This window comes from Nostoc sp. C96 (assembly GCF_059384975.1).
On sequence record NZ_CM182020.1, the window covers coordinates 1,638,005 to 1,658,776 of the forward strand.

At 41.1% G+C, this 20,772-nt stretch carries 20 protein-coding genes and 1 tRNA gene; 13 read left to right on the forward strand and 8 right to left on the reverse strand.

All coding sequences use genetic code 11. The features are described from left to right. Positions 1-9: 9 nt before the first annotated feature. Together AC504W_RS07030 and AC504W_RS07035 are read right to left on the reverse strand one after the other, a co-directional pair. A complete protein-coding gene (locus AC504W_RS07030; protein ID WP_494877009.1) occupies positions 10-825 on the reverse strand; it encodes a DUF4058 family protein in 816 nt (271 codons plus the stop codon). Positions 826-949: 124 nt separating this feature from the next. Beyond that, positions 950-1,342, reverse strand: a complete 393-nt coding sequence (locus AC504W_RS07035; protein ID WP_340641213.1) for an SH3 domain-containing protein — start codon at positions 1,340-1,342, stop codon at positions 950-952. Positions 1,343-1,720: 378 nt separating this feature from the next. Between AC504W_RS07035 and AC504W_RS07040 the strand changes: the two genes are divergently transcribed. After that, positions 1,721-2,599, forward strand: a complete 879-nt coding sequence (locus AC504W_RS07040; protein ID WP_494877010.1) for a TauD/TfdA family dioxygenase — start codon at positions 1,721-1,723, stop codon at positions 2,597-2,599. A 61-nt stretch (positions 2,600-2,660) separates the two neighbouring features. Here the strand turns inward: AC504W_RS07040 and AC504W_RS07045 are convergent, their stop codons facing one another. Then, the gene (locus tag AC504W_RS07045) at positions 2,661-4,169 is read right to left on the reverse strand and encodes a UbiD family decarboxylase (RefSeq protein WP_494877012.1); all 1,509 of its coding nucleotides are present in this window, start codon (positions 4,167-4,169) and stop codon (positions 2,661-2,663) included. A gap of 406 nt (positions 4,170-4,575) precedes the next feature. Here AC504W_RS07045 and clpS point away from each other — a divergent pair, with 406 nt between their 5' ends. After that, the gene (gene clpS / locus AC504W_RS07050; protein WP_494877014.1) at positions 4,576-4,902 is read left to right on the forward strand and encodes an ATP-dependent Clp protease adapter ClpS; all 327 of its coding nucleotides are present in this window, start codon (positions 4,576-4,578) and stop codon (positions 4,900-4,902) included. A 5-nt stretch (positions 4,903-4,907) separates the two neighbouring features. Beyond that, entirely contained in the window at positions 4,908-5,240 is a 333-nt protein-coding gene (locus AC504W_RS07055; protein ID WP_494877016.1) for a DUF2103 domain-containing protein, read from the forward strand. 58 nt (positions 5,241-5,298) lie between these two features. Here the strand turns inward: AC504W_RS07055 and AC504W_RS07060 are convergent, their stop codons facing one another. Together AC504W_RS07060 and AC504W_RS07065 are read right to left on the reverse strand one after the other, a co-directional pair. Beyond that, complete coding sequence (locus AC504W_RS07060; RefSeq protein ID WP_187308222.1) at positions 5,299-5,619, reverse strand: hypothetical protein; 321 nt, start codon at positions 5,617-5,619, stop codon at positions 5,299-5,301. Positions 5,620-5,947: 328 nt separating this feature from the next. Continuing rightward, positions 5,948-8,281, reverse strand: coding sequence for an IMS domain-containing protein (locus AC504W_RS07065; RefSeq protein ID WP_494877018.1), 2,334 nt, complete (start codon positions 8,279-8,281; stop codon positions 5,948-5,950). 883 nt (positions 8,282-9,164) lie between these two features. Between AC504W_RS07065 and pdhA the strand changes: the two genes are divergently transcribed. The 5 genes from pdhA (at position 9,165) to fba (ending at position 13,589) form a co-directional block, all read left to right on the forward strand. Further along, positions 9,165-10,199, forward strand: a complete 1,035-nt coding sequence (pdhA, locus tag AC504W_RS07070; RefSeq protein ID WP_494877020.1) for a pyruvate dehydrogenase (acetyl-transferring) E1 component subunit alpha — start codon at positions 9,165-9,167, stop codon at positions 10,197-10,199. Between the two features lie 99 nt (positions 10,200-10,298). Further along, complete coding sequence (locus AC504W_RS07075) at positions 10,299-11,168, forward strand: aldose epimerase family protein (protein WP_494877021.1); 870 nt, start codon at positions 10,299-10,301, stop codon at positions 11,166-11,168. A 62-nt stretch (positions 11,169-11,230) separates the two neighbouring features. Further along, positions 11,231-11,302, forward strand: a tRNA-Lys gene (locus tag AC504W_RS07080). A gap of 218 nt (positions 11,303-11,520) precedes the next feature. After that, positions 11,521-12,210, forward strand: a complete 690-nt coding sequence (locus AC504W_RS07085; RefSeq protein WP_494877022.1) for a Uma2 family endonuclease — start codon at positions 11,521-11,523, stop codon at positions 12,208-12,210. Between the two features lie 299 nt (positions 12,211-12,509). Beyond that, positions 12,510-13,589, forward strand: coding sequence for a class II fructose-bisphosphate aldolase (gene fba / locus AC504W_RS07090; RefSeq protein ID WP_062296770.1), 1,080 nt, complete (start codon positions 12,510-12,512; stop codon positions 13,587-13,589). Positions 13,590-13,847: 258 nt separating this feature from the next. Here fba and AC504W_RS07095 read toward each other — a convergent pair whose 3' ends face one another. Further along, positions 13,848-14,180: a hypothetical protein gene (locus AC504W_RS07095; RefSeq protein ID WP_494877023.1), complete on the reverse strand. Its 333-nt coding sequence runs from the start codon at positions 14,178-14,180 to the stop codon at positions 13,848-13,850. A 76-nt stretch (positions 14,181-14,256) separates the two neighbouring features. On the opposite strand from AC504W_RS07095, the gene AC504W_RS07100 reads away from it, so the two are divergent. Together AC504W_RS07100 and ptsP are read left to right on the forward strand one after the other, a co-directional pair. After that, positions 14,257-14,466, forward strand: a complete 210-nt coding sequence (locus tag AC504W_RS07100; protein WP_494877025.1) for a helix-turn-helix domain-containing protein — start codon at positions 14,257-14,259, stop codon at positions 14,464-14,466. Between the two features lie 359 nt (positions 14,467-14,825). Then, on the forward strand, positions 14,826-17,321 hold the full coding sequence (gene ptsP, locus AC504W_RS07105; protein WP_494877026.1) for a phosphoenolpyruvate--protein phosphotransferase: 2,496 nt from the start codon (positions 14,826-14,828) through the stop codon (positions 17,319-17,321). A gap of 125 nt (positions 17,322-17,446) precedes the next feature. Here ptsP and AC504W_RS07110 read toward each other — a convergent pair whose 3' ends face one another. Both AC504W_RS07110 and AC504W_RS07115 read right to left on the reverse strand, forming a co-directional pair. Then, a complete protein-coding gene (locus tag AC504W_RS07110; protein ID WP_494877027.1) occupies positions 17,447-18,283 on the reverse strand; it encodes an Rpn family recombination-promoting nuclease/putative transposase in 837 nt (278 codons plus the stop codon). 3 nt (positions 18,284-18,286) lie between these two features. After that, positions 18,287-19,528, reverse strand: a complete 1,242-nt coding sequence (locus AC504W_RS07115; RefSeq protein WP_494877029.1) for a molybdopterin molybdotransferase MoeA — start codon at positions 19,526-19,528, stop codon at positions 18,287-18,289. Positions 19,529-19,627: 99 nt separating this feature from the next. On the opposite strand from AC504W_RS07115, the gene AC504W_RS07120 reads away from it, so the two are divergent. From AC504W_RS07120 to rpsR, 3 genes are read left to right on the forward strand one after another with little or no spacing between them, the layout of a single operon-like run. Further along, positions 19,628-20,185 (forward strand): RDD family protein, encoded by a 558-nt coding sequence (locus tag AC504W_RS07120; protein ID WP_494877031.1) that lies wholly within the window; start codon positions 19,628-19,630, stop codon positions 20,183-20,185. Positions 20,186-20,229: 44 nt separating this feature from the next. Further along, positions 20,230-20,424 (forward strand): 50S ribosomal protein L33, encoded by a 195-nt coding sequence (gene rpmG, locus AC504W_RS07125; RefSeq protein ID WP_083468823.1) that lies wholly within the window; start codon positions 20,230-20,232, stop codon positions 20,422-20,424. Between the two features lie 2 nt (positions 20,425-20,426). After that, positions 20,427-20,642: a 30S ribosomal protein S18 gene (rpsR, locus tag AC504W_RS07130; RefSeq protein WP_494877033.1), complete on the forward strand. Its 216-nt coding sequence runs from the start codon at positions 20,427-20,429 to the stop codon at positions 20,640-20,642. Positions 20,643-20,772 lie beyond the last annotated feature (130 nt).

A 20,772-nucleotide genomic window follows, 5' to 3' on the forward strand; every position in this document is an offset into this window, starting at 1 on the left:
CTTTAAATTTTAGTTGGGGATTTCTGGACTGTCGGCTGTTGAGCGTAATCCTTTATCCTGTAACATTTCATTTGCCCAGGCTGCATCTGCCTCTGACAATGGTGGAAATGGCGCTTGATTGTAATCTATAACTAAATCGTAGGCAGAAATATCATATACTTCATTTAACAATTTTTGTAAATCAATAATTGGTTCCGTATCTTCTTGACGTAAAGGTAAGGGAAAAGCTGGAATTACTTCTTGTAAATTAAAAGCATATAAATCAGCATAAGGACGGCGATCGCCACGACAAACTAAAATGCGATAATGACTTTCAATATCAGTATCAAAAAATGTCATTGCCTCCCCTGTTCGCAGTAAATCAATCTCTACCAAATGAGTTTTACTGCCTAGTACATCTTGACGTTTCTCTTCATAAGTTTCCCGTCCTTTACCTCGGCGTTTATTAGTTGGTGATAAAATTTCTATGGTAGTAACTACATCTTCAGTTCCAACTTCTCGCACTTCTAAATAACCTTCTTTGATTATTTCCGTTCTGGGAATTGTCACTTTTATAGGTTTGGTGATTGGTTCTGCAACTGCGACATTTGTTTTTGTTGAATCTGTCACATTTGATAGGCGTTTTATTGTGACATCAGGAATACCAACAAACAGGGAATTTCCCCCACTTGTTTCATACATCCTAACTTCTACGGCTACCCGATATTTGGGACGTAACTGAGGAGATAGTAGTCTAGCAATTTCAATAATTAGCCAGTGATGTAATCCTGGCGACAAGTTAGGATGTTCTAAATATGGGTTCATTCCGGGAAAGGGAGAAGGCATTTATTTACCTCAAACGTAATTATATGGGACTATAAGTACTAATTCTTATAGTAGCTAAATAGTTCTAGATAAACTTCTCCCCACTAAAACTTAGTTTAAATTGCCTTCTTCACTGCCGACAATATTACGAACAAGTTGTTAAGGCTGCACCGCACTGATCTTCTTTAACTAACCAACCCTTGCTACCTTGATATTCTACTTGCGCCCAATCTCCTTGACAGCCTAATAATTTCATTGTCGCATTAGCCGGAACCTTGCCTATTTTTAAGCTTTGCTGATTAGCACTAGCGTAAAGATTCACACCATTAGTAGCGTAACCACGACTTGATAAGCCTAATTTTGCTACAGATACCCATCCTGTTCCAGAAAAACCAGCACTTGCATTCGTAATTTTTACCCAATTTTTGGCAGTTGCAATAATCTGAACTGTTTCGTTGATGGGTACTTGTCCCAAAATTTTGTGCCGCAAACTTGCACCATTCCGCACATTTAAGCCTTGCGGATCTGGATCAGTCACATAAGCGGAAATGTCGCATTTTTTAACATTAATTGATTTTGCGAAAACAATTTGCTCAAAGACTCCAGTATTTACAAATACACTTATACTCGTAAGCCCTAATGTAATTACTAGTTTTGATAGGGAATAATAGATGTTTTTCTGCATATTTACTTTCTTTTTACTAGACTGGCGAGAAAATCTGCTTTATTTATAACTTATGTTTGGAGTTATATCATTTAGATTTAACTTTCTTGCAAGATGGCATCGATTAGGTACAATTAAACTAATGTCTGTAGTTAATCATAAATCAATTGCCGATATTCTCTGATAGACGCGAAATTCTCATCAAGAGTCTACAGCAATAAAAAATAGTAAATATTGTTTTGGTTGAATTATATGAATTTTTCTAAACAGCCAATCTCAGCAACCATAGGTCAGCAAATTATTAATACTAATTATAAAAATATTCTAGACCTTAATAAAGCAGAAATTATCAGTCTATTTAAGTATTATGGTGTGTTACTATTTCGAGGATTCACAACTGATACGAGTATTTTTAGAGAGTTTACTAATTTATTTAGTACAGATTTTCTTGATTATGCTGGCGGTGCTTTCAATAGACGGGTTATTAATGGTGACAAAACTATTTTAAGTGTGAACGATTATCAATTTGATATTAAGTTACATGGAGAAATGTACTACCAAAAGCAGATACCATTGATGTTGTGGTTTTTCTGCGCTCACCCCGCCTCCGAAAATGGTGAAACAACTGTCTGTGATGGTAGGCAATTTTTTGAAACTCTTAGTGATGAGCTAAAAAGTTTATTTCTTCAGAAGAAATTGAAATTTACTGTGCTGATGGATAAAGCAGAATGGCAGAAAAAATACAAAACAGAAGATATTAATACACTTAAAGAAATTTGTAATCAGAACTATACTTATCTCCATATATACCCAGATGAATCAATTCGTATTGAATATATTTTTTTCGCAGTAAGTACTAGTAAATGTGGTAAATACCAAGCTTTTATTAATAGCCTTTTGCCAACAATACAGTTAAATCCTCAAGTCCTGAAATTTGAGGATGATTCAGAAATTCCGGCTGAGGTTATTGCTGAACTAAATCTAATTGCTGAAAAACTAACTACAAATATTGTCTGGAAAAAAGGAGATATTTTAATGATAGATAATACAAGAATTATGCACGGGAGACGCGCATTTACAGATGATAAAAGAGAGATTTATATTCGGTTATGTTCGCCAGCTTTTGATTGATAGAAAAAATCCTACCTGATTCAGGTAGGAAAATACAGTATTATCTTTTATTTCCTAAAACTCATTTCATGTCATAACCAAATAAGTTAGGATCAACTTCTCCTAACTGTAAATCTCCTAAACCATATTCTGCCCATTTTCTTTCTACCATTGCAGCAATATCTGGATCTGATTCTAGTGGTGCGCCCCATTCATGTTCGGTTTCTGGGGGAATTTTGGTAGTAGCATCAATTCCCATCCGTCCACCTAAACCAATTTTTTCACTGGCAAAATCTAAAGTATCAAAGGGTGTATTTGGCAGAATAAACACATCACGGGTGGGGTCAACTTTAGAACTGATTGCCCAAACAACTTGTCGGGGGTCGCGGATATTGATATCTTTATCAACGACAATCACAAATTTGGTGTAGGTAAATTGTGGTAAAGCGCTCCAAAAGGCTAAAGCGGCGCGGCGTGCTTGTCCGGGATAGGCTTTATCAATGGAAATAATGGCGGCTTTGTAACTCAAAGCTTCCATTGGCAAGAAAAAATCCACAATCTCTGAGACTTGTTGTCGTAAAATTGGGGTATATATACGGTTAAGTGCGATCGCCATCATCGCTTCTTCTTTGGGTGGACGACCGCTAAATGTGGTTAAATAAATCGGGTCTTTGCGGTGCGTCATACACTGGAAGCGAATTAAGGGCGAGTCTTCCACACCGCCGTAATAACCCATGTGGTCGCCAAAAGGCCCGTCTGGTAAAACTTCCCCTGGGGTAATTGTCCCTTCTAACACAAATTCAGAATCAGCCGGAACTTCTAAATCAACAGTTTTACACTTTGCCAACTGCACACCAGAACCACCATATAACCCAGCAAATAACCATTCTGATAAATCGACTGGGATGGGTGTAGCAGCTGCCATGATAATTAATGGATCTACACCAAGAGCGATCGCTATCTCTAATTTCTTCCCACGTTCTGCCGCTTTTCGCAAGTGTCTCGCCCCACCCCGCACCGATAACCAATGAACTGTCATGGTATTTTTAGATTGCAGTTGCAAGCGATAGACACCAACATTTGGTGTACCTGTCTCGCAATCTTTAGTAATTACCAACCCCAAGGTGATAATCTTGCCAGCATCACCAGGATAAGGACGAATCAAGGGTAAAGTATTTAAATCCAAATTATCGCCTGGAATTACCACTTGCTGACAAGCGGGAAAAAAGTCTCTTCCGGGTTTGGCTTTGATGACATCAAACAGCACTTTACCAAAATCTATCGCCTGAGAAATCTTTTTCGGTGGTTTCGGTTGCTGTAGCATACTCAGCTTTTTCCCCAGAGTTTCTAACTCCTGCGGATGCTGCATATTCATCGACCAGCATATTCTTTCCACAGTCCCCAGCAAATTCACCGCCACCGGGAAAGAAGCACCTTTGACATTTTCAAACAACAACCCCGGCCCGCCTTTTTGCAGCATCCGGTTAGAAATCTCCGCAATTTCTAATTCTGGGTCAACTAAGGCAGAAATCCGCCGTAATTGTCCTCTTTCTTCTAAAATTTTGATGAATCCCCGCAAATCTCTCGCCATTGTTCTAATAAAACTAAATAGTTAAGAAGTATGAAGCGCCTGTTTAATATTATGAGGTATTGTTCACTCTATGATCTTGCCATTATTGGGGCAGTCGGGAACCTGTTCCCTTTTTCCAAGAGTTAACTAATTGATTGACTTTTCTTAACCCTGTTGTCTCAGCAATTTGGTTATTCTAACTAAGGATAGGCATTATTAATTACAAATAAGCTCTACCCTTCAAACATGGCGAGATATAGATTTTTATCTCCTAGCAGGCGGTTTGTGATGTGCTACCTGCTAGGTTTATCTATTTTTGGTTAACAGTCCAGAGTCAACAGCTTAAAAGACAACGTTTCATACGTTCTATGGACTAAACTATTTATTTATAATGTAGTTCTGTAAAATCCTAGTAGCTAACTGTCTTATGCTTACAAGACTTTCAGCAGCTGTGTACGGGATGGGTACCGCACCAACTGTTACGCCTGAACGGTCTAGTCAAACTATTAGTAAACCGTATCCTAATTACAAAGTTATCGTTTTAAACGATGACTTCAATACTTTTCAACATGTCGCTGAGTGTTTGATGAAGTATATACCGAATATGACCAGCGATCGCGCTTGGGATTTAACTAATCAAGTACATTATGAAGGGCAAGCCATAGTGTGGGTAGGCCCCCAAGAACCAGCAGAATTGTATCACCAACAGCTGCGGCGAGCCGGTTTAACGATGGCTCCCCTAGAAGCAGCTTAGTTATCATGAATAAATCTCAGCCAGAGTCCCAAAAACCAAATAACCGCAAAGATGGCAGACTAGTCTGGAATCACTCTACCCATCTTCCCGGTCTTATCCGTATTTTAGAACTTCTCTGTCAGCAAGATGGTATTTATACTGTTACCCCAGGCGTAATTGGCAGGGTGAGAGGTCATAGCCCAAAAATGCAATTGCGTATATCTGTACCAATTCGCGGCGGTTACAAAGTCATTGCTAGACAAGGTAAGACAGTCCAAGAGGTGTTCATCCTGACTAGTTTAGTCCAGGATGAACTGCAAACAGCGATCGCGATCGCCATGAAACATCAATCAACTTAACAGTTACTAGTCCGTTTTTGTCTAGTTGATTCCATTTCACACTTCATACTTGATCTGACTATTCTTCAACTCTATGTACTGCAAATTTATGTAGCGGTAAACTCAAAATACAAGAAAAAGTTAAAAAATATGACAGTGCTGTTGTGATTTTCAAAGAAACCATTACAGATTCCCAATCAGGTAAAATTACTTTTTCTAACGCAAAAGCAACACAGTATACGAGCCAGTAAGAAAAACTCATTCTAAATAAAATCTTCTCTGTTTCTTCTATGTCATCTTTTGGTTGCTTACCATCCCAAAGCATTACTAAACCAAGAATACAAGCACCAAATGAGACAGCAACTACAAATTCATGACACAAAAAATTCATCGACTGCATTTGCCTCGATCCCAATATTTTCCGATTGAGATTCAGTCTAAAGGAATATTCCTTTCAGTTACACAAAATATTTACAAACTGCAATAAGCTCTGGGATTAATGTTACAAACTGCAAATATTTTCATCTCAGTTAACTAAACTAAATATACAGATAGCAATTTTATGGGATTGATAAAATTTCCGTAAAGGATGTAAACAGCAAACAAATTTTTTTGCTACTAAGCAACAGATTGCTAGATATTTGTATACATCTCTACAACAGTTGTGATAAATCTGGCGACCTTACCTAGTGCAGAATTCATTCACACTTAATTAAGTTTAAATGGCATTAAAAGCTCATACTAATTTGATTCACAACATACATACTTTGAATTCGCCACGTACCTTCTCGGCGAATTAAATCATAGCGAACCCGCAAACTTTCGTTAGAAGACTTTTTCTTTTGAGCGTTTTCATAAAATTGTGTTGCTTCTTTGACAGTAGCTAAAACGACGGCGCGATTTGGGTCTAGGTCATTTTTAGTCACAAATTCTACTTTAACGCTGTGGTCGTACCTGCGATAGCGGTTATCGGTTCTATCTTGCTGGGCAATTAATCGCCATTGAGATAGAGATGAACCAGTCAAAATGCCGTTTAAACTGTCAATATCATGGTTTGGGCCTAAAGCTATAGCTTTGGTAGAAAGCCAAGTCTGAATCACTTCTTCGGCTGTTTGATCTGTTAAAGGGCCATCCGGTGGGAGTACATCGCTATAGCCGTTAGGAATTTCTACAGGTGGTTGATTGAGTTGGATGGCTAAAGGTTGACCTTCCACACCGGGACGGGGGAAAAAGATATCTTTTAACCAACCAAAGGTTGTGGACACTATTAACCAGAAGACTAATATTCCCGCTAAGGAAGCAAATACCGTCCAGACTAATCTGGTTTTCCTATCTAGACTGCTGCTGACTGTACGCCGTTGCCGTGTCGGGCGATCGCTATTATTATCTAACCTATGTTCTCGGTTAACAGGTTGACTAGGAGGCTTACGCCGTCTGCGTTTTTGGGTAGGACGAGGTGTAGCAGTTTTACCATTGAGATTATGGCTGGTTGTGCTGCTGGTTCTTTCTGGTGGCGTAAACGATGCTACAGGTATTTCTGGCGGTTGGTGATGATTAGCTGTAGGTGGTGCAGGTGGTGGATTCGTTCTAGGCAGTGACGAATTAGAATAATCAGGTACTTTATAATTACTTGGTTCTGGTAAATCCAGATCAGGAATTTTTCCGTGATTCTGGCGAGAATTTCCCGCAGAATGATTTTGTGGATGCTGATTCTGAGATTGTGGAGAAGCAAAAGGTTGGCGATTAATTACACCCCACTCGTTGCTAGTTTCCGCATCAGTCGGTAGTGCTTCTAAATAAGCCTGCACTTGGGGGTTGGCAAAGTAATCTTTAAGCGCCGCTGGCTGTCTTGACAGATCACGAAAATGGGGAAAAACTTCATTTTGTAACCATTGTTCACCATACAGACACAGCCCCGGTAACAAATCAGGAGAGTCCTGGGATTTTTCCCGAATAAAAGCTAAGGCTTCGTACTCCTGGCTCATTTCCAAAACACGGGTTGCTTCTTCGGTTTGACCCAACAATAGCGCACAGAGTGACTGTTCTAGATGTACATCTTGGCGCTTACCCAAATACATCAACATTTGTCTTGCTTGACGAATTAGGGCTGGTTGACGTTGAGCAAATCCTCTAGCAATCAAGGCATAAACTGCTAAATAAGTGGCTACAGCAGATGGACGCTTACTTTCAGCTTCAAATAGCTTGTGTTGTTCGGCGACTGTTAAGTAGTGGCGGATTTGTTGAATAAATCGCAAAAAGTCATCTATACTTAAGCCCGATTGATCGTTGTTAGTTCCATCAATACCGCTACGATCTTCCAGGATGCTTTGCAACAATTCCAAGCCTTGGTGGCGTTGTACAGTCTTTTCTAAAGGTAGTGCGAGTAATTCTAAAACCCGATAAGGACGCAATTTATAGAGATCAGCTTGGATTTCTGCTTGCACACTCGCAAATATCCCTTCACTGGCCAACATTTCTAGCCCAGATTCTAGAGACACTGCGGCATTTTCGTAATAGCCTTGTTGCCACTGTTCCCGGCCTAATTCTAGGCAAGCCAAAGCTACAGTCAAGACAATATCAGGATGGTCACTAGTTGCGAGAAAATCTTCCTCAAGGAGATTCGTGCCGATTTTGGTAGAGGTGACACTATGATTAGCTAGATATGTTTTACCTAGTTTTAGTACAAGCTCGTATTCCCCTAGCTCTTGCAAGATTAATAACGCACCAACTAATTCCTGTTGGGGAATTTCAATACTGAGACCTTGGTTATCAAGATCGCGATTAGTCTCTGTGCGTTTGCCTGCTGTAACTGTAGCTGTAGCAGTGCCATCAGGATCATAAGCGTGGGACAGATAAAGCTGATCGTAACTGCTACGTTCTTTCGGATTGGATAAAACCACGTAAGCTGTTTCTATAAATTGTTTACGAGAAGCAATTGCTGCTTGAGAATACTCCCGTCGCGGCAATTGTACAATGCGATCGCTATACGCTTGTCGCAACTGTTCCTCACTTGCCGCTAACGGTAGTCCTAAAATTCGGTAGTAATCTAGCGGAATTCGCACAGCCTACTTCCCCTGCACCGTGATCAACATAACCCACCTAGAGCATTCCAGGCCTGTAAAACCGTGCCACAATATTACGGTGAATAATACCGTGCCGGACTTACACTATAAGTGTATAGTGCAACAATTAATTTTGTTCCCCCTGAAATTTTGAGACACATTTTAGTACTATTAATTTGACTTCGCCTAGGTCAGAGGGAAACTTTGTCTTAATTCTTAGTATTTACTTGTGTATAACTGCTATCAGCCATGAGACACAGCAAAACTGTATTGCGATGGTTAATCATACTAGTCATACCTAACTTATAAGCTTATCTGCTTGACTTTTACGTAAGTGTTTGCCCTGGCTATGCGGTGATAATAGTAATACTGCTAATGGTAGATGTTAATAATATCAAGGAATAAAATGCTACCATGCTTAAATCTTAATGACAACTATTTCGCAAGATAAATTCAGTTTCGATGTTTATTTGTGGGAAATTGTTAATAGATATGCAGAAACCGAGCTATCCTGATTGATAGCATTTCTCCAGGAGTTGGGACTGAAAATCCTCAAAGGGCAGCATCATGAGAGGTCAGACAATTTTGGATTTTAGATTCTAGATTTTGGATTGACCCCACGGATAAATCCTGGGGCTTTTACCATCAAAGAATAGAATCATTTTTATTTATTGCAGTTAGGGTGTAAAAATCGCCGATAGTGACTGATAAAGTGCCAAAATTAGACCCTTTGTTTCCTCTTTTCCCATAATTCTCCTTAGTGCATAAATTTTTAGTTTTGGTCTCTAGCACAACCTAGCTTAGACAAACCAGCAGATTTGTCACAAAGCGGCCTATTTAACATGGTAAATTTCAGTTTTACAACAGGGATACTAAAAAAATAATGGTTCAAGAACGGACGTTACCTAAATTTGATACTGCCAGCGCTCAAATCACCAAAGCAGAAGGCTTAATGCTTTACGAAGACATGGTGTTAGGACGCTTTTTTGAAGATAAATGTGCAGAAATGTACTACAGGGGCAAAATGTTTGGTTTTGTCCACCTATATAACGGTCAAGAAGCTGTTTCGTCTGGCGTTATCAAGGCAATGCGTCCGGGGGAAGATTTTGTTAGCAGTACCTACCGTGACCACGTTCACGCCCTGAGTGCAGGAGTTCCCGCCAGAGAAGTCATGGCGGAGTTATTTGGCAAAGCTACAGGTTGTAGCAAAGGACGCGGCGGTTCCATGCACATGTTCTCTGCCGAACATGGCTTATTAGGTGGCTATGCCTTTGTCGCAGAAGGCATTCCGGTTGCGGCTGGCGCAGCTTTTCAAAGCAAATACCGCCGCGAAGTTTTGGGAGACCCAAAAGCAGACCAAGTAACCGCTTGCTTCTTTGGTGATGGTGCTGCTAACAACGGACAGTTTTTTGAAACCTTGAATATGGCAGCCTTATGGAAACTGCCAATTCTTTTCGTGGTAGAAAATAATAAGTGGGCAATTGGGATGGCTCACGAACGGGCAACTTCCCAGCCAGAAATTTATAAGAAAGCCAGCGTATTTAACATGGTGGGTGTGGAAGTAGACGGAATGGATGTACTCGCAGTACATTCTGTTGCTCAAGAAGCCGTCGCCCGCGCCCGTGCTGGAGAAGGGCCAACATTAATTGAAGCCCTCACCTACCGCTTCCGTGGTCACTCCTTAGCAGACCCAGATGAATTACGCAGCAAAGCCGAAAAAGAATTTTGGTTCTCCCGTGACCCAATTAAGAAACTGGCTGCTTATATGGTGGAACAAAATTTGGCTAGTGAAGCAGAACTTAAAGCCATTGACCAGAAGATTCAGGATGTCATTGATGAAGCTGTAAAATTTGCCGAAAGTAGTCCTGAACCTGATCCTAGCGAATTGTATCGCTTTATATTTGCAGAAGACGAGTAAATGTTAGAGAGTAAGGGGTGAGAAGTAGGGGCTAGATATGATTTATGTTTAGACTCCTCACTTCTCACTTCTCACTTCTCACCTCTAAGGAATAATCTTGTGCCGACAATTACCATTCAACAGCAGCAGTACAAAACCTATATCCTTTCTGATGAAACCTCCGACACTCAAATAGAAGTTGTCCCAGAACGTGGCGGGATTATTACTGGTTGGCGTGTTCAAGGTCAAGAAATTTTCTATTTGGATAAAGAGCGCTTTACTCACCCTGATTTGAGTGTTAGGGGTGGGAATCCCATATTGTTTCCTATCTGTGGCAACTTGCCAGATAACACCTATACTCACAACGGGCAGCAATACACTCTCAAACAGCATGGTTTTGCCCGTGACTTACCGTGGGACGTTGAGGAAGTATCTGCGGAAAATACGTCCTATCTCAAAGTTCATTTAGCTAGTAATGAGCAAACAAAAGCTGTATATCCCTTTGATTTTCATTTGCGTTTTAGTTACAAAATCAACGGCAATACCCTGGAAATTCAGCAATATTTACATAACTCTTCTGCAACATCCATACCTTTTTCCACTGGGTTTCATCCTTACTTCCAAGCACCAGATAAAACACAGCTAGAGGTAGAAATTGCAGGTCACGAGTATCAAGACAACATAACCAAGGAAATCAGAACCTTTAACGGTAATTTTGATTTTAATTTAGATGAAATTGATGCTGCCTTCAAGCACTTAACTGCTAAATCAGCTACAGTCACCGACAATAGCCGTAGGTTAAAATTGACATTAGATTACGGCGATGATTTTCCCGTCGTGGTATTTTGGACAGTCAAGGGAAAAGAATTTTATTGTCTAGAACCTTGGAGCGCTCCCCGCAACTCCCTCAACACAGGCGAAAACCTGACTGTGGTAGAACCAGGAGCCAGCTACACCGCATCTGTTAGACTCACTGCAAACTTTTTCTAAAAAACCTTTGCAATTCTACCGATGTTTGTGCTATGATGGCAAAGTTGCGAAAAGAAACGCACGGGTCGCTAACTCAACGGTAGAGTACTCGGCTTTTAACCGATTAGTTCCGGGTTCGAATCCCGGGCGACCCATATAAAAGGAAAAAACGCTTGCTAAGACTTTGAAGTTGCGGCAAGTTTTTTTTGTATGTAGGAGTTTTGAATAGGCGATCTGCGCTAACGGTAGTTCGCAACCAACGGAAACAGCCAAGACTGCGAGTACCTTACCGCTTTGTGTCTACGCACACAAGCTACAAGAAATATTCTCAATTCGGTAGGATAGGCATAAGCTAACCCCAGATACCATTGTCATGGTAAAAACACCTCCGCAACATAGAACAATTCACCAATTAGAAAACGGCGACAAACTAACCCGCTATGAATTTGAGCGTCGCTACAACGCTACGCCTAACGTCAAAAAAGCTGAATTAATCGAAGGAATTGTATATATAATGCCTGCTGCGTTACGTTTTAGAAGCCACGGTCAACCGCATGGTTGGATTACTGGTTGGTTATTTACTTACGAAGCCGCTACACCTGGTGTAGCTTTGGGAGTTGAACCAACTGTGCGTCTAGACTTAGATAACGAACCTCAACCAGATGCAGTTCTGCTCATCGCACCAGAAGCGGGAGGTCAAACAAGACTGAACGAAGATGATTATATCGAAGGCGCTCCAGAGTTAATTATTGAAATTGCTGCTAGTAGTGTGGCTATTGACCTTCATGCTAAAAAACAGGCTTATCGCCGCAATGGTGTCAAAGAATATATTGTTTGGCAAGTACTTGAGCAGAAATTGAGTTGGTTTTATTTGGAAAAAGGCGAATATTTGGAATTAGTACCTGATAATCATGAGATTCTACGAAGTCAGGTTTTTCCAGGTTTGTGGTTAGCGGTAACAGAGTTATTAGTTGGAAATATGCTGGCTGTGTTGAATGCTTTACAAGCAGGCTTGCAATCTCCTGAACACCAAGCGTTTGTTAAGAAGCTGGAATTGAAATGAGGTGTGTAGGCAAAGCCAGCCGCAGGCATCGCCTGTATATTTGTTTAAATAATCAGCAGTAGATTAATTACCTATCTGGACTACCACACTACCAAAGCAAATAACTGTAACGTAGCATACTTGACAGCAGTTTAGGTCAAAAATAGGTCATCTTGATGAGAGGTGGCGCAAACTTTTTCAACATAAACACCCTACACTAGTTATAATTTCCTATAAGTTGAAAAAACTCTTAAGATTAGCGTAAAGATTACGCTTGTCTCATAACGACTAGCTGAAAATCACTATTAGGAGGACTATCTATGGCGCTTGTACCATTGCGGCTGCTCTTGGATCACGCAGCTGAGAACGGTTACGGCATCCCAGCTTTCAACGTTAACAATTTGGAGCAGATTCAGGCAATCCTGAAAGCTGCTGCCGAGACAGATAGCCCCGTAATTTTGCAAGCTTCCCGTGGCGCTCGTAACTATGCAGGTGAAAACTTCCTGCGCCACCTGATTTTGGCTGCTGTAGAGACCTATCCTCACATTCCCATTGTGATGCACCAAGATCATGGTAATGCTCCTTCTACCTGCTACTCAGCTATCAAGAACAACTTTACCAGCGTGATGATGGATGGTTCCTTGGAAGCTGATGCTAAAACCCCTGCCAGCTTCGAGTACAACGTTAATGTTACCCGCGAAGTTGTAAATGTAGCTCATGCTTTGGGCGTAAGTGTAGAAGGTGAACTCGGTTGCTTGGGTTCTCTGGAAACCGGCGCGGGTGAAGCTGAAGATGGACACGGTTTTGAAGGTACTCTTGACCATTCCCAATTGCTAACTGACCCCGATGAAGCTGTTAGCTTTGTAGAAGCAACCCAAGTAGATGCTTTGGCTGTAGCTATCGGTACTAGCCACGGTGCTTACAAGTTTACCCGCAAACCAACTGGCGAAATTTTAGCAATTAGCCGCATTGAAGAAATTCACCGTCGTCTACCTAACACCCACTTGGTAATGCACGGTTCTTCTTCTGTACCTGAAGATTTAATTGCTTTGATTAACGAGTACGGTGGTGCTATTCCTGAAACCTACGGTGTACCTGTAGAAGAAATTCAAAAAGGTATCAAGAGTGGTGTTCGTAAGGTGAACATCGACACCGACAACCGTTTGGCTATTACCGCAGCTGTGCGCGAAGCTTTATCAAAAAATCCCAAGGAATTTGACCCCCGTCACTTCCTCAAGCCTTCTATTACATATATGCAGAAGGTTTGTGCTGAACGCTATGTACAGTTCGGTACTGCTGGTAACGCAAGCAAGATTAAACAAGTTTCTCTGGAAGAGTTTGCTGCTAAATATGCTAAAGGTGAATTAAACGCTGTCACCAAGGCTGCTGCTAAAGTTTAATTTAGCTAAAAATTTATAGGGGACACTTTTGTGTTTCCTTAAACTGAGGGTTTTAATATTAAAAATAAACCGGGAAACATAACAGTTTCTCGGTTTTTTGTTGAACTTAGTAATTTATCAAAAACTATGTACTTTTCTTTGCGTCTTTGCGCCTTTGCGCGAAACAATATTTATGTCAGAAATCTAATGGAAAATCGAACCGCAGAGGCGCAGAGGATCACGGAGGAATGAGAAGTTGAGAAAATTTTTGCTTAAGTTCTAAGACATTTGCTTTACTAAAGTTTTTTCAATGTCTTCTGCTATTTCTGAAATTGTTGGATCAAAGATGATCACATGGTTAGCTGTGGGTAATAATCGCTGAAGAATTTGCCGATAAGCATCTGCATCATGGCGACGATGAAATCTAGCTACTACCATCCGTTGCATATTTGGTAGTTGCCGAATAATACACCAAGGATGGCTATTTGATTTTGGCTTTGAGATTGATATCATAGGTGAATACTTTCCCACTTTGTGGGATGTGTTAGGAATAGCGATCGCTCGTCTTGCCTGGAAAACTTGAGAGCGATCGCTTTTGATGTGTTTACTCAAAAAATCGAAATCTCGATTTTTTGAGGTTAAAACTATTAAAAATCGAAATCTCGATACTGTCAAGTCAGGATGATGCGTGTTTAAATTGCGAATTAAAGAATTTGCGGCGGCGCGGGGTTGGACACTCAAGGAAGTATCTGAGCGTTCTGCACTTCCTTACAGCACTGTCGCAACTTACGCAAACTCTCCAGGAATGACGATGGTTAATTTAATTTCTGTGCTGAAGTTGGCGCGTGTCTTTAGTGTATCGATAGAAGATTTGATGGAAGTAGTGGAAGAAAATTAAGACGGCTATTTGATTTTGGCTTTAAGGTTGATATCATAGGTCATACTTTCCCACTTTGTGGGATGTGTTAAAAATGGCGTAGACACGAAGTGGCTTGTCGTAAGACATCGCTATGTATTTTTTCCAAGCAAGACGAGCGATGTTCAAGAGTAAGAATTTTACCAATTAGAAGCTAGTTATTTAGTAGAAGAATAGGCTGATCAAAATCGCATCTTTACCCTAACCAACCCATCATTCTAAAAATTTTTGGACAATTGCAATGGCAATGAAGTATTGATGCTATTTTGGTGGTGCGCCAGGGTAAATATAACGGGTAATTGGCTAAATATTAGACTCTCAACAAGGTTGATGGTGTTGCAGTGGTCGGAATAGTTATTGTTTCTCATAGTAAACAATTGGCTCTAGGTGTGCAGGAACTCGCTGCACAAATGGTTCAGAGCAAAGTGGCGATTGCGGTGGCGGCTGGTATTGACGATGCGGAAAATCCACTTGGTACGGATGCGCTGAAGATTTATGAGGCGATCGCATCTGTATTTAGCGATGATGGTGTAGTAGTGCTGATGGATCTCGGTAGTGCTGTCATGAATGCAGAAATGGCTGTGGAGTTCCTACCAGAAGCACATCAAGAAAAAGTATACCTCTGTGAAGCACCACTGGTAGAAGGTGCGATCGCCGCCGCCGTCGCCTCAGCCATAGGTAAAAATATCGAACAGGTAATAACAGAAGCCAGAGGAGCATTAACCGCCAAAGCTACACAATTAGGTGTTATTAATCTAACCTTAGAAACAAGTAATAATACACAATTACCAACGAACGCGGCTTACCTCAGTAAAGAAATTCGGCTGATTGTGAGCAATCGTTTAGGTTTACACGCGCGTCCGGCGGCGCAGTTTGTCGCGACAGCCGCGAAATTTCAATCTCGAATTCATGTGCAGAATTTAACGAGAAATACCGCCGTTGTCCGAGGTGACAGTATTAACCAAGTGACAACTTTAGGTGTGCGTCAAGGACATGAAGTATTGATTACTGCGGCTGGTGTTGATGCGGATGCAGCACTAGCAGCATTACAAACCTTATTTGCTAATAACTTTGGCGAAGATGATACTGCTGTTGTATCTCCACCAACAACACAGCAGGAAGCAAAGCCAGCAACTAGTGGCGAACTTTCAGGAATTGCGGCTTCTCCGGGAGTTGCGATCGCACCTGTAATTCATTATCAACCAGCCCCGGTGACGGTTACAGAATACCACGTCAATGACCCGGAGTCAGAATGGCAACGTTTACAGTCAGCAATTCACACAGCGCAACAAGAAATTCAGACAATTTTTTCGCAAGCATCTTTGCAAATTGGTGACACTGAAGCCGCAATTTTTGATGCTCATTTACTAGTTTTAGAAGATCCTGTGTTGCTAGAAAGTGTGCAGCAACGCATCATGGAACATCACTTAAATGCAGAAGCAGCTTGGCAAGCCGCAGTTGATGAAGTTGCAACTTCCTACCGCACCCTAGAAGATGCGTATTTGCGAGAACGAGTAGAAGATGTTTTAGATGTCGGACAAAGAGTGCTGCGACTGTTAGCTGGAAATACTGCTACTAGCTTGCATCTTACGGAACCAGCGATTGTCGTAGCCTCAGACTTGACACCTTCAGACACAGCAGCATTAGATCCCAGCAAGGTAATCGGTATTTGTACGGTTGCTGGAAGTGCCACATCTCACAGTGCGATTATTGCTCGGACATTGGGAATTCCCGCCGTTTTGGGTGTCAATCCTGAAGTGTTGCGGTTGCAAGATGGTACTTTGATGGCACTGGATGGTGAAAGCGGCAAAGCTTGGGTAGAACCAGAAGCAGATATTCTTACTACACTGGAAATGAAACGAGAAGCTTGGCAAACTGCTAAACAAGAAGCACTTGCCAAGGCACATCAACCAGCAATTACCCGTGATGGCAAACAGATAAATGTCCTTGCCAATATTGGCAGCATTGCAGATGTACAAGCGGCGGTAGCTGGTGGTGCTGAAGGCGTAGGATTGCTGCGGACAGAGTTTTTATATTTAGATAGAACTACAGATCCAACAGAAGAAGAACAACTAGCAGTTTATCAAGCGATCGCCCAAGTTTTAGATAACCGTCCGTTAATTATTCGCACTTTAGATGTCGGCGGTGACAAGCCATTACCTTATTTGCGAGTTGGTTTTCACGAAGCTAACCCATTCTTAGGCTGGCGGGGTATCCGTTTCTGTTTAGATCATCCAGAATTGTTTAAAACTCAGTTGAGGGCAATTTTACGCGCCAGTGCAGAACACAATATTAAGGTAATGTTTCCGATGATTGCCAGTGTGACAGAAGTACGTGCAGCTAAGGCAATTTTAGGTGAAGTACAAGCAGAATTGCGGCAGGCTGGTATAGGCTTCAATGAAAATATGGAAGTGGGTGTAATGATAGAAGTCCCCGCAGCAGTCGTCATAGCTGATCATTTAGCCGCAGAAGTCAACTTTTTCAGTATTGGGACTAATGATTTAAGTCAGTATGTCATGGCAGGCGATCGCAATAACCCCAGAGTAGCTTATTTAGCCGATGCCTTACACCCTGCCGTGTTGCGAATGATACAGCAAACTGTACAAGCAGCCCATGCTGCCGGAATTTGGGTAGGATTATGTGGAGAATTAGCAGCCGATCCTTCAGCCGCAGGAATTTTATTAGGTTTAGGGTTAGATGAATTGAGCGTCAATCCCCAAGCTATTGGGATAATTAAACAGGCGATCGCAAAATTAACTTTAGCTCAAGCCCAGGCGATCGTAGCAACAGCCTTACAATTAGATTCTGCAAATGATGTGAGAGCCTTAGTGCAATAAAAAAATTAAACCAAACTCCGCGTGCCTTTGTCTTGAAAAGTTTGCTCAACGGGGGGAACCTCCGCACGCAACTTTTCGCTGCGTTTACCTCAGCGATACTCTGCGTTTAAATTATTGTTACTTTCTTAACTATTTTCCTGCTGTTCTAATAAATTAACCAAATCAGATATTGTAGAAAAATCCACAAATTCCTCTCCCAATACTTCCAATTGTTCAGTAGCTAATCCTCGCATACGCTCAATAATCGACGAATCTATCTCACCAAAACGTCGAGTTAACTGACGCATCAAAAACCGAAAGGCTTCTTGTTGCTTTCCTCGTTCTTCTCCCTTCTGTAAAATATCCTGATAAATTACTGACTCTTGCATAACATCCTCGCTTAAAAATTGACGAATCAATCCCTTTTCAAACTTCAAACCAGCTAAAATCTCTGTGTAAGCTACAATGTCTTGCCTAGTATTCCTATCAGGAATTCTAGCAAGACTCTGGGCCACCTGTGACAGCAACCGTTGAGGTGAGGTTGTGCGTGTTAATGGTGCTAAAGGTAATAATGCAGGGTTATCGAGAAATATTGCTGAGTCTTGCTCCCACATTCGTAGAACTCGATAACGGTGAGTAGTTGTCTCATTTACATATTCTTCGATAAAAGCAACTTCGTTATTTGTCTCTTGCAAAAAAATTACTACTTGGGTTATAGGAACATTATATTGACGTATTAATCTCACTGAATAATCTAGCATCCTGAATGGTAGCGGAGGATTTGAGATGGTGCGGGTTTGAAATTCGATATGCAAAATTCGATTAGTAGTTTGCAGAAATGTAACAGAATCGGCACGAATTGGTTCTAAACTTAATTCTGTTTTTAATACTTTAACTTTTGTCGGTTCTTCAGGAAGTAACCAATTAACAAATTCTACTGGATATTTTTCAGCTAATACCTTACAAACGTTGTCGTAGCTCATAATTTACATCTCAGTAATTAATAAAACTTGCACTTCCTCTTCTGTTGCAATTAATGTTTGACCTATTGGTAAAACAGCTAAGGCATTAGTTTGAGCTAGGTTAATTAAATTGCCAGAGCTATTACTACCAACACCTTTATGAAATTGGTAAACGCCGTTAACTAAATTTAAACGACCCCAAATATAAGTTTCGCGTTTACCATTGGCGCGTAATTCATGATGCGATCGCACCTTTATAAATTGTGGCTCCCAACCTTCAGTAAGCCCAGCCAATTTTTTAATTGCTGGTTGTACAAATCGCCAAAAAGTTACCAAAGCTGAAACAGGATTCCCTGGTAAACCAAAATAAATTGCTGAGTTTTGATTAGGAAAATTCGCCACAGTTAATGGTTTACCTGGTGTCATTTCTACAGCCCGAATCTGAATTTCTGCTCCTAAAGCTTCAAGAATTTTGTCAACATAATCATATTCACCAACAGAAACTCCACCCGAAGAAAGCACAATATCAGCATTCGCTATGGCGTAAGCAATTGTTTCTTGTAAAGCAACTGGATTATCTTTCACAATGCCTAATAATAAAGGCTCTGCACCACTTTCTTTAACTAAAGTCGCCAGGGCATAATTATTTGAATCGACAATTTGGCCTGTTTTTAGTGGTGTATTTGGTGTGACTAATTCATCACCAGTAGAAAAAATTGCTACTTTAGGACGGCGGTAAACTTTGACTTGGGGACACTGGGCTGCTGCTAATACAGCAATTTCCGCCGCTTTTAATTTGATTCCTGCTGGTAAAAGTTGGGTTCCAGCTTGATAATAAGATGCTTTGCGGCGGACAAACTCTTGCGGTTGGGGTGCGGCTTGAATAAAAACTCGATTTTCCTCGCGGCTTGTCCTTTCTTGCATCACTACGGTATCTGCACCCTCTGGAATCACCGCACCAGTAAAAATTCGTGCTGCTTGTCCTGGCTGAATTGTGATTTTAGGTTGATATCCGGCGGGAATTTCCTCGACGATTTCTAAGATAGCTGGTTGCTGGGCGTTAGCTTGCTGTACATCTGCGTAACGGACTGCGTAGCCATCCATTGCGGAATTATCCCAATGGGGAAAGTCTAGCTGACTAGTGATAGGATTTGCCAGAATGCGATCGCCTGCTGCCAATAAATCTACAATTTCTATATCCTGCTGATCATCTAACGGTTGCACCAAATTTAAAATAATTACTTCTGCATCACTAACTGGCAACATAACGAAAGACTCCGGTACTGCACCTGCAAAATATCACCTTAATATTAAAAGCAGAAGCATAGATTATTTACCAACCTCTAAATAAAAATACCTATTGATATGACTATCGAAAGGATTCCGCAAAAACACTATCCCAAAGCTGAGATTTGGCGGCGCGGTATGGCTTTGGGGCTGGATTTCTTGGGTGCTTGGTTAATCAGTTCGTTATTTGGTAGTAATAGTTTCGGTATTCAATTTGTTCAAATATTAGTTTTTATCTTTTGTTGGCTGATTTTGCGGGTAGTAGTGGTATTTAACAATCGAGGGCAAAGTTTAGGACGCTGGGCTTTTGACTTGAAAATCTTAGAAGTGGAAAATGGCCAAGTCGTGGGGAGAATTCCAGAGTTGCTGGCACTGGTGAAGCGAGAAGCTATAATTGGCTTTGGTGCTTTGTTGGTGTCGATCGCCCTCGGCAACATTCGAGCTAATCCCACTGCTATACTGCTATTGCTTCCTCTTGCAATAGACTGTGGTGCAGCTTTCTCTGATAACCAGTTGCGACAAGCGTTGCATGACCGTTATGCCAAAACGTTCATAGTTTCGTCGCGTCGGGGCTACTCGCTCGATATAAAAATCAAGCGTCTAGTTGATACTTTGCAACGAAATGTGCGAAGATAGTCATTTGTGTAAATTTCTCTTCAGGCTTTATTGTTTGTAAGATTATGGCTAAGAGTAAAGGTGTCCGCATAATTGTGACACTAGAATGTACCGAGTGTCGTAGTAATCCTGACAAGCGTTCTCCTGGTGTGTCCCGGTATACCACCATGAAGAACCGTCGTAATACGACCAACCGCTTAGAACTGAACAAGTTCTGTACCCACTGCAACAAACATACCGTTCACAAGGAAATCAAGTAAAGATGAGTTATTATCGTCGTCGTCTGTCTCCAATTAAGCCAGGGGAACCAATCGATTACAAAGATGTTGATTTATTGCGTAAGTTCATTACCGAACGAGGAAAAATTTTACCTCGGCGGATTACTGGGCTGACTTGTCAGCAACAGCGAGAGCTAACATTAGCAATTAAACGGGCGCGGATTGTAGCATTGTTGCCATTCATCAACGCTGAAGCCTAAATCAATTTTAAAATTAGGATTTTAGATTTTGGATTAACAGGGAAAGCTGATTTAATAGCTTTGTCTTTCTGAGTCCAAAATCTCAAATCTGAATAATAAAGTGTAAAATTGGTTCCTACATAAAAATTCT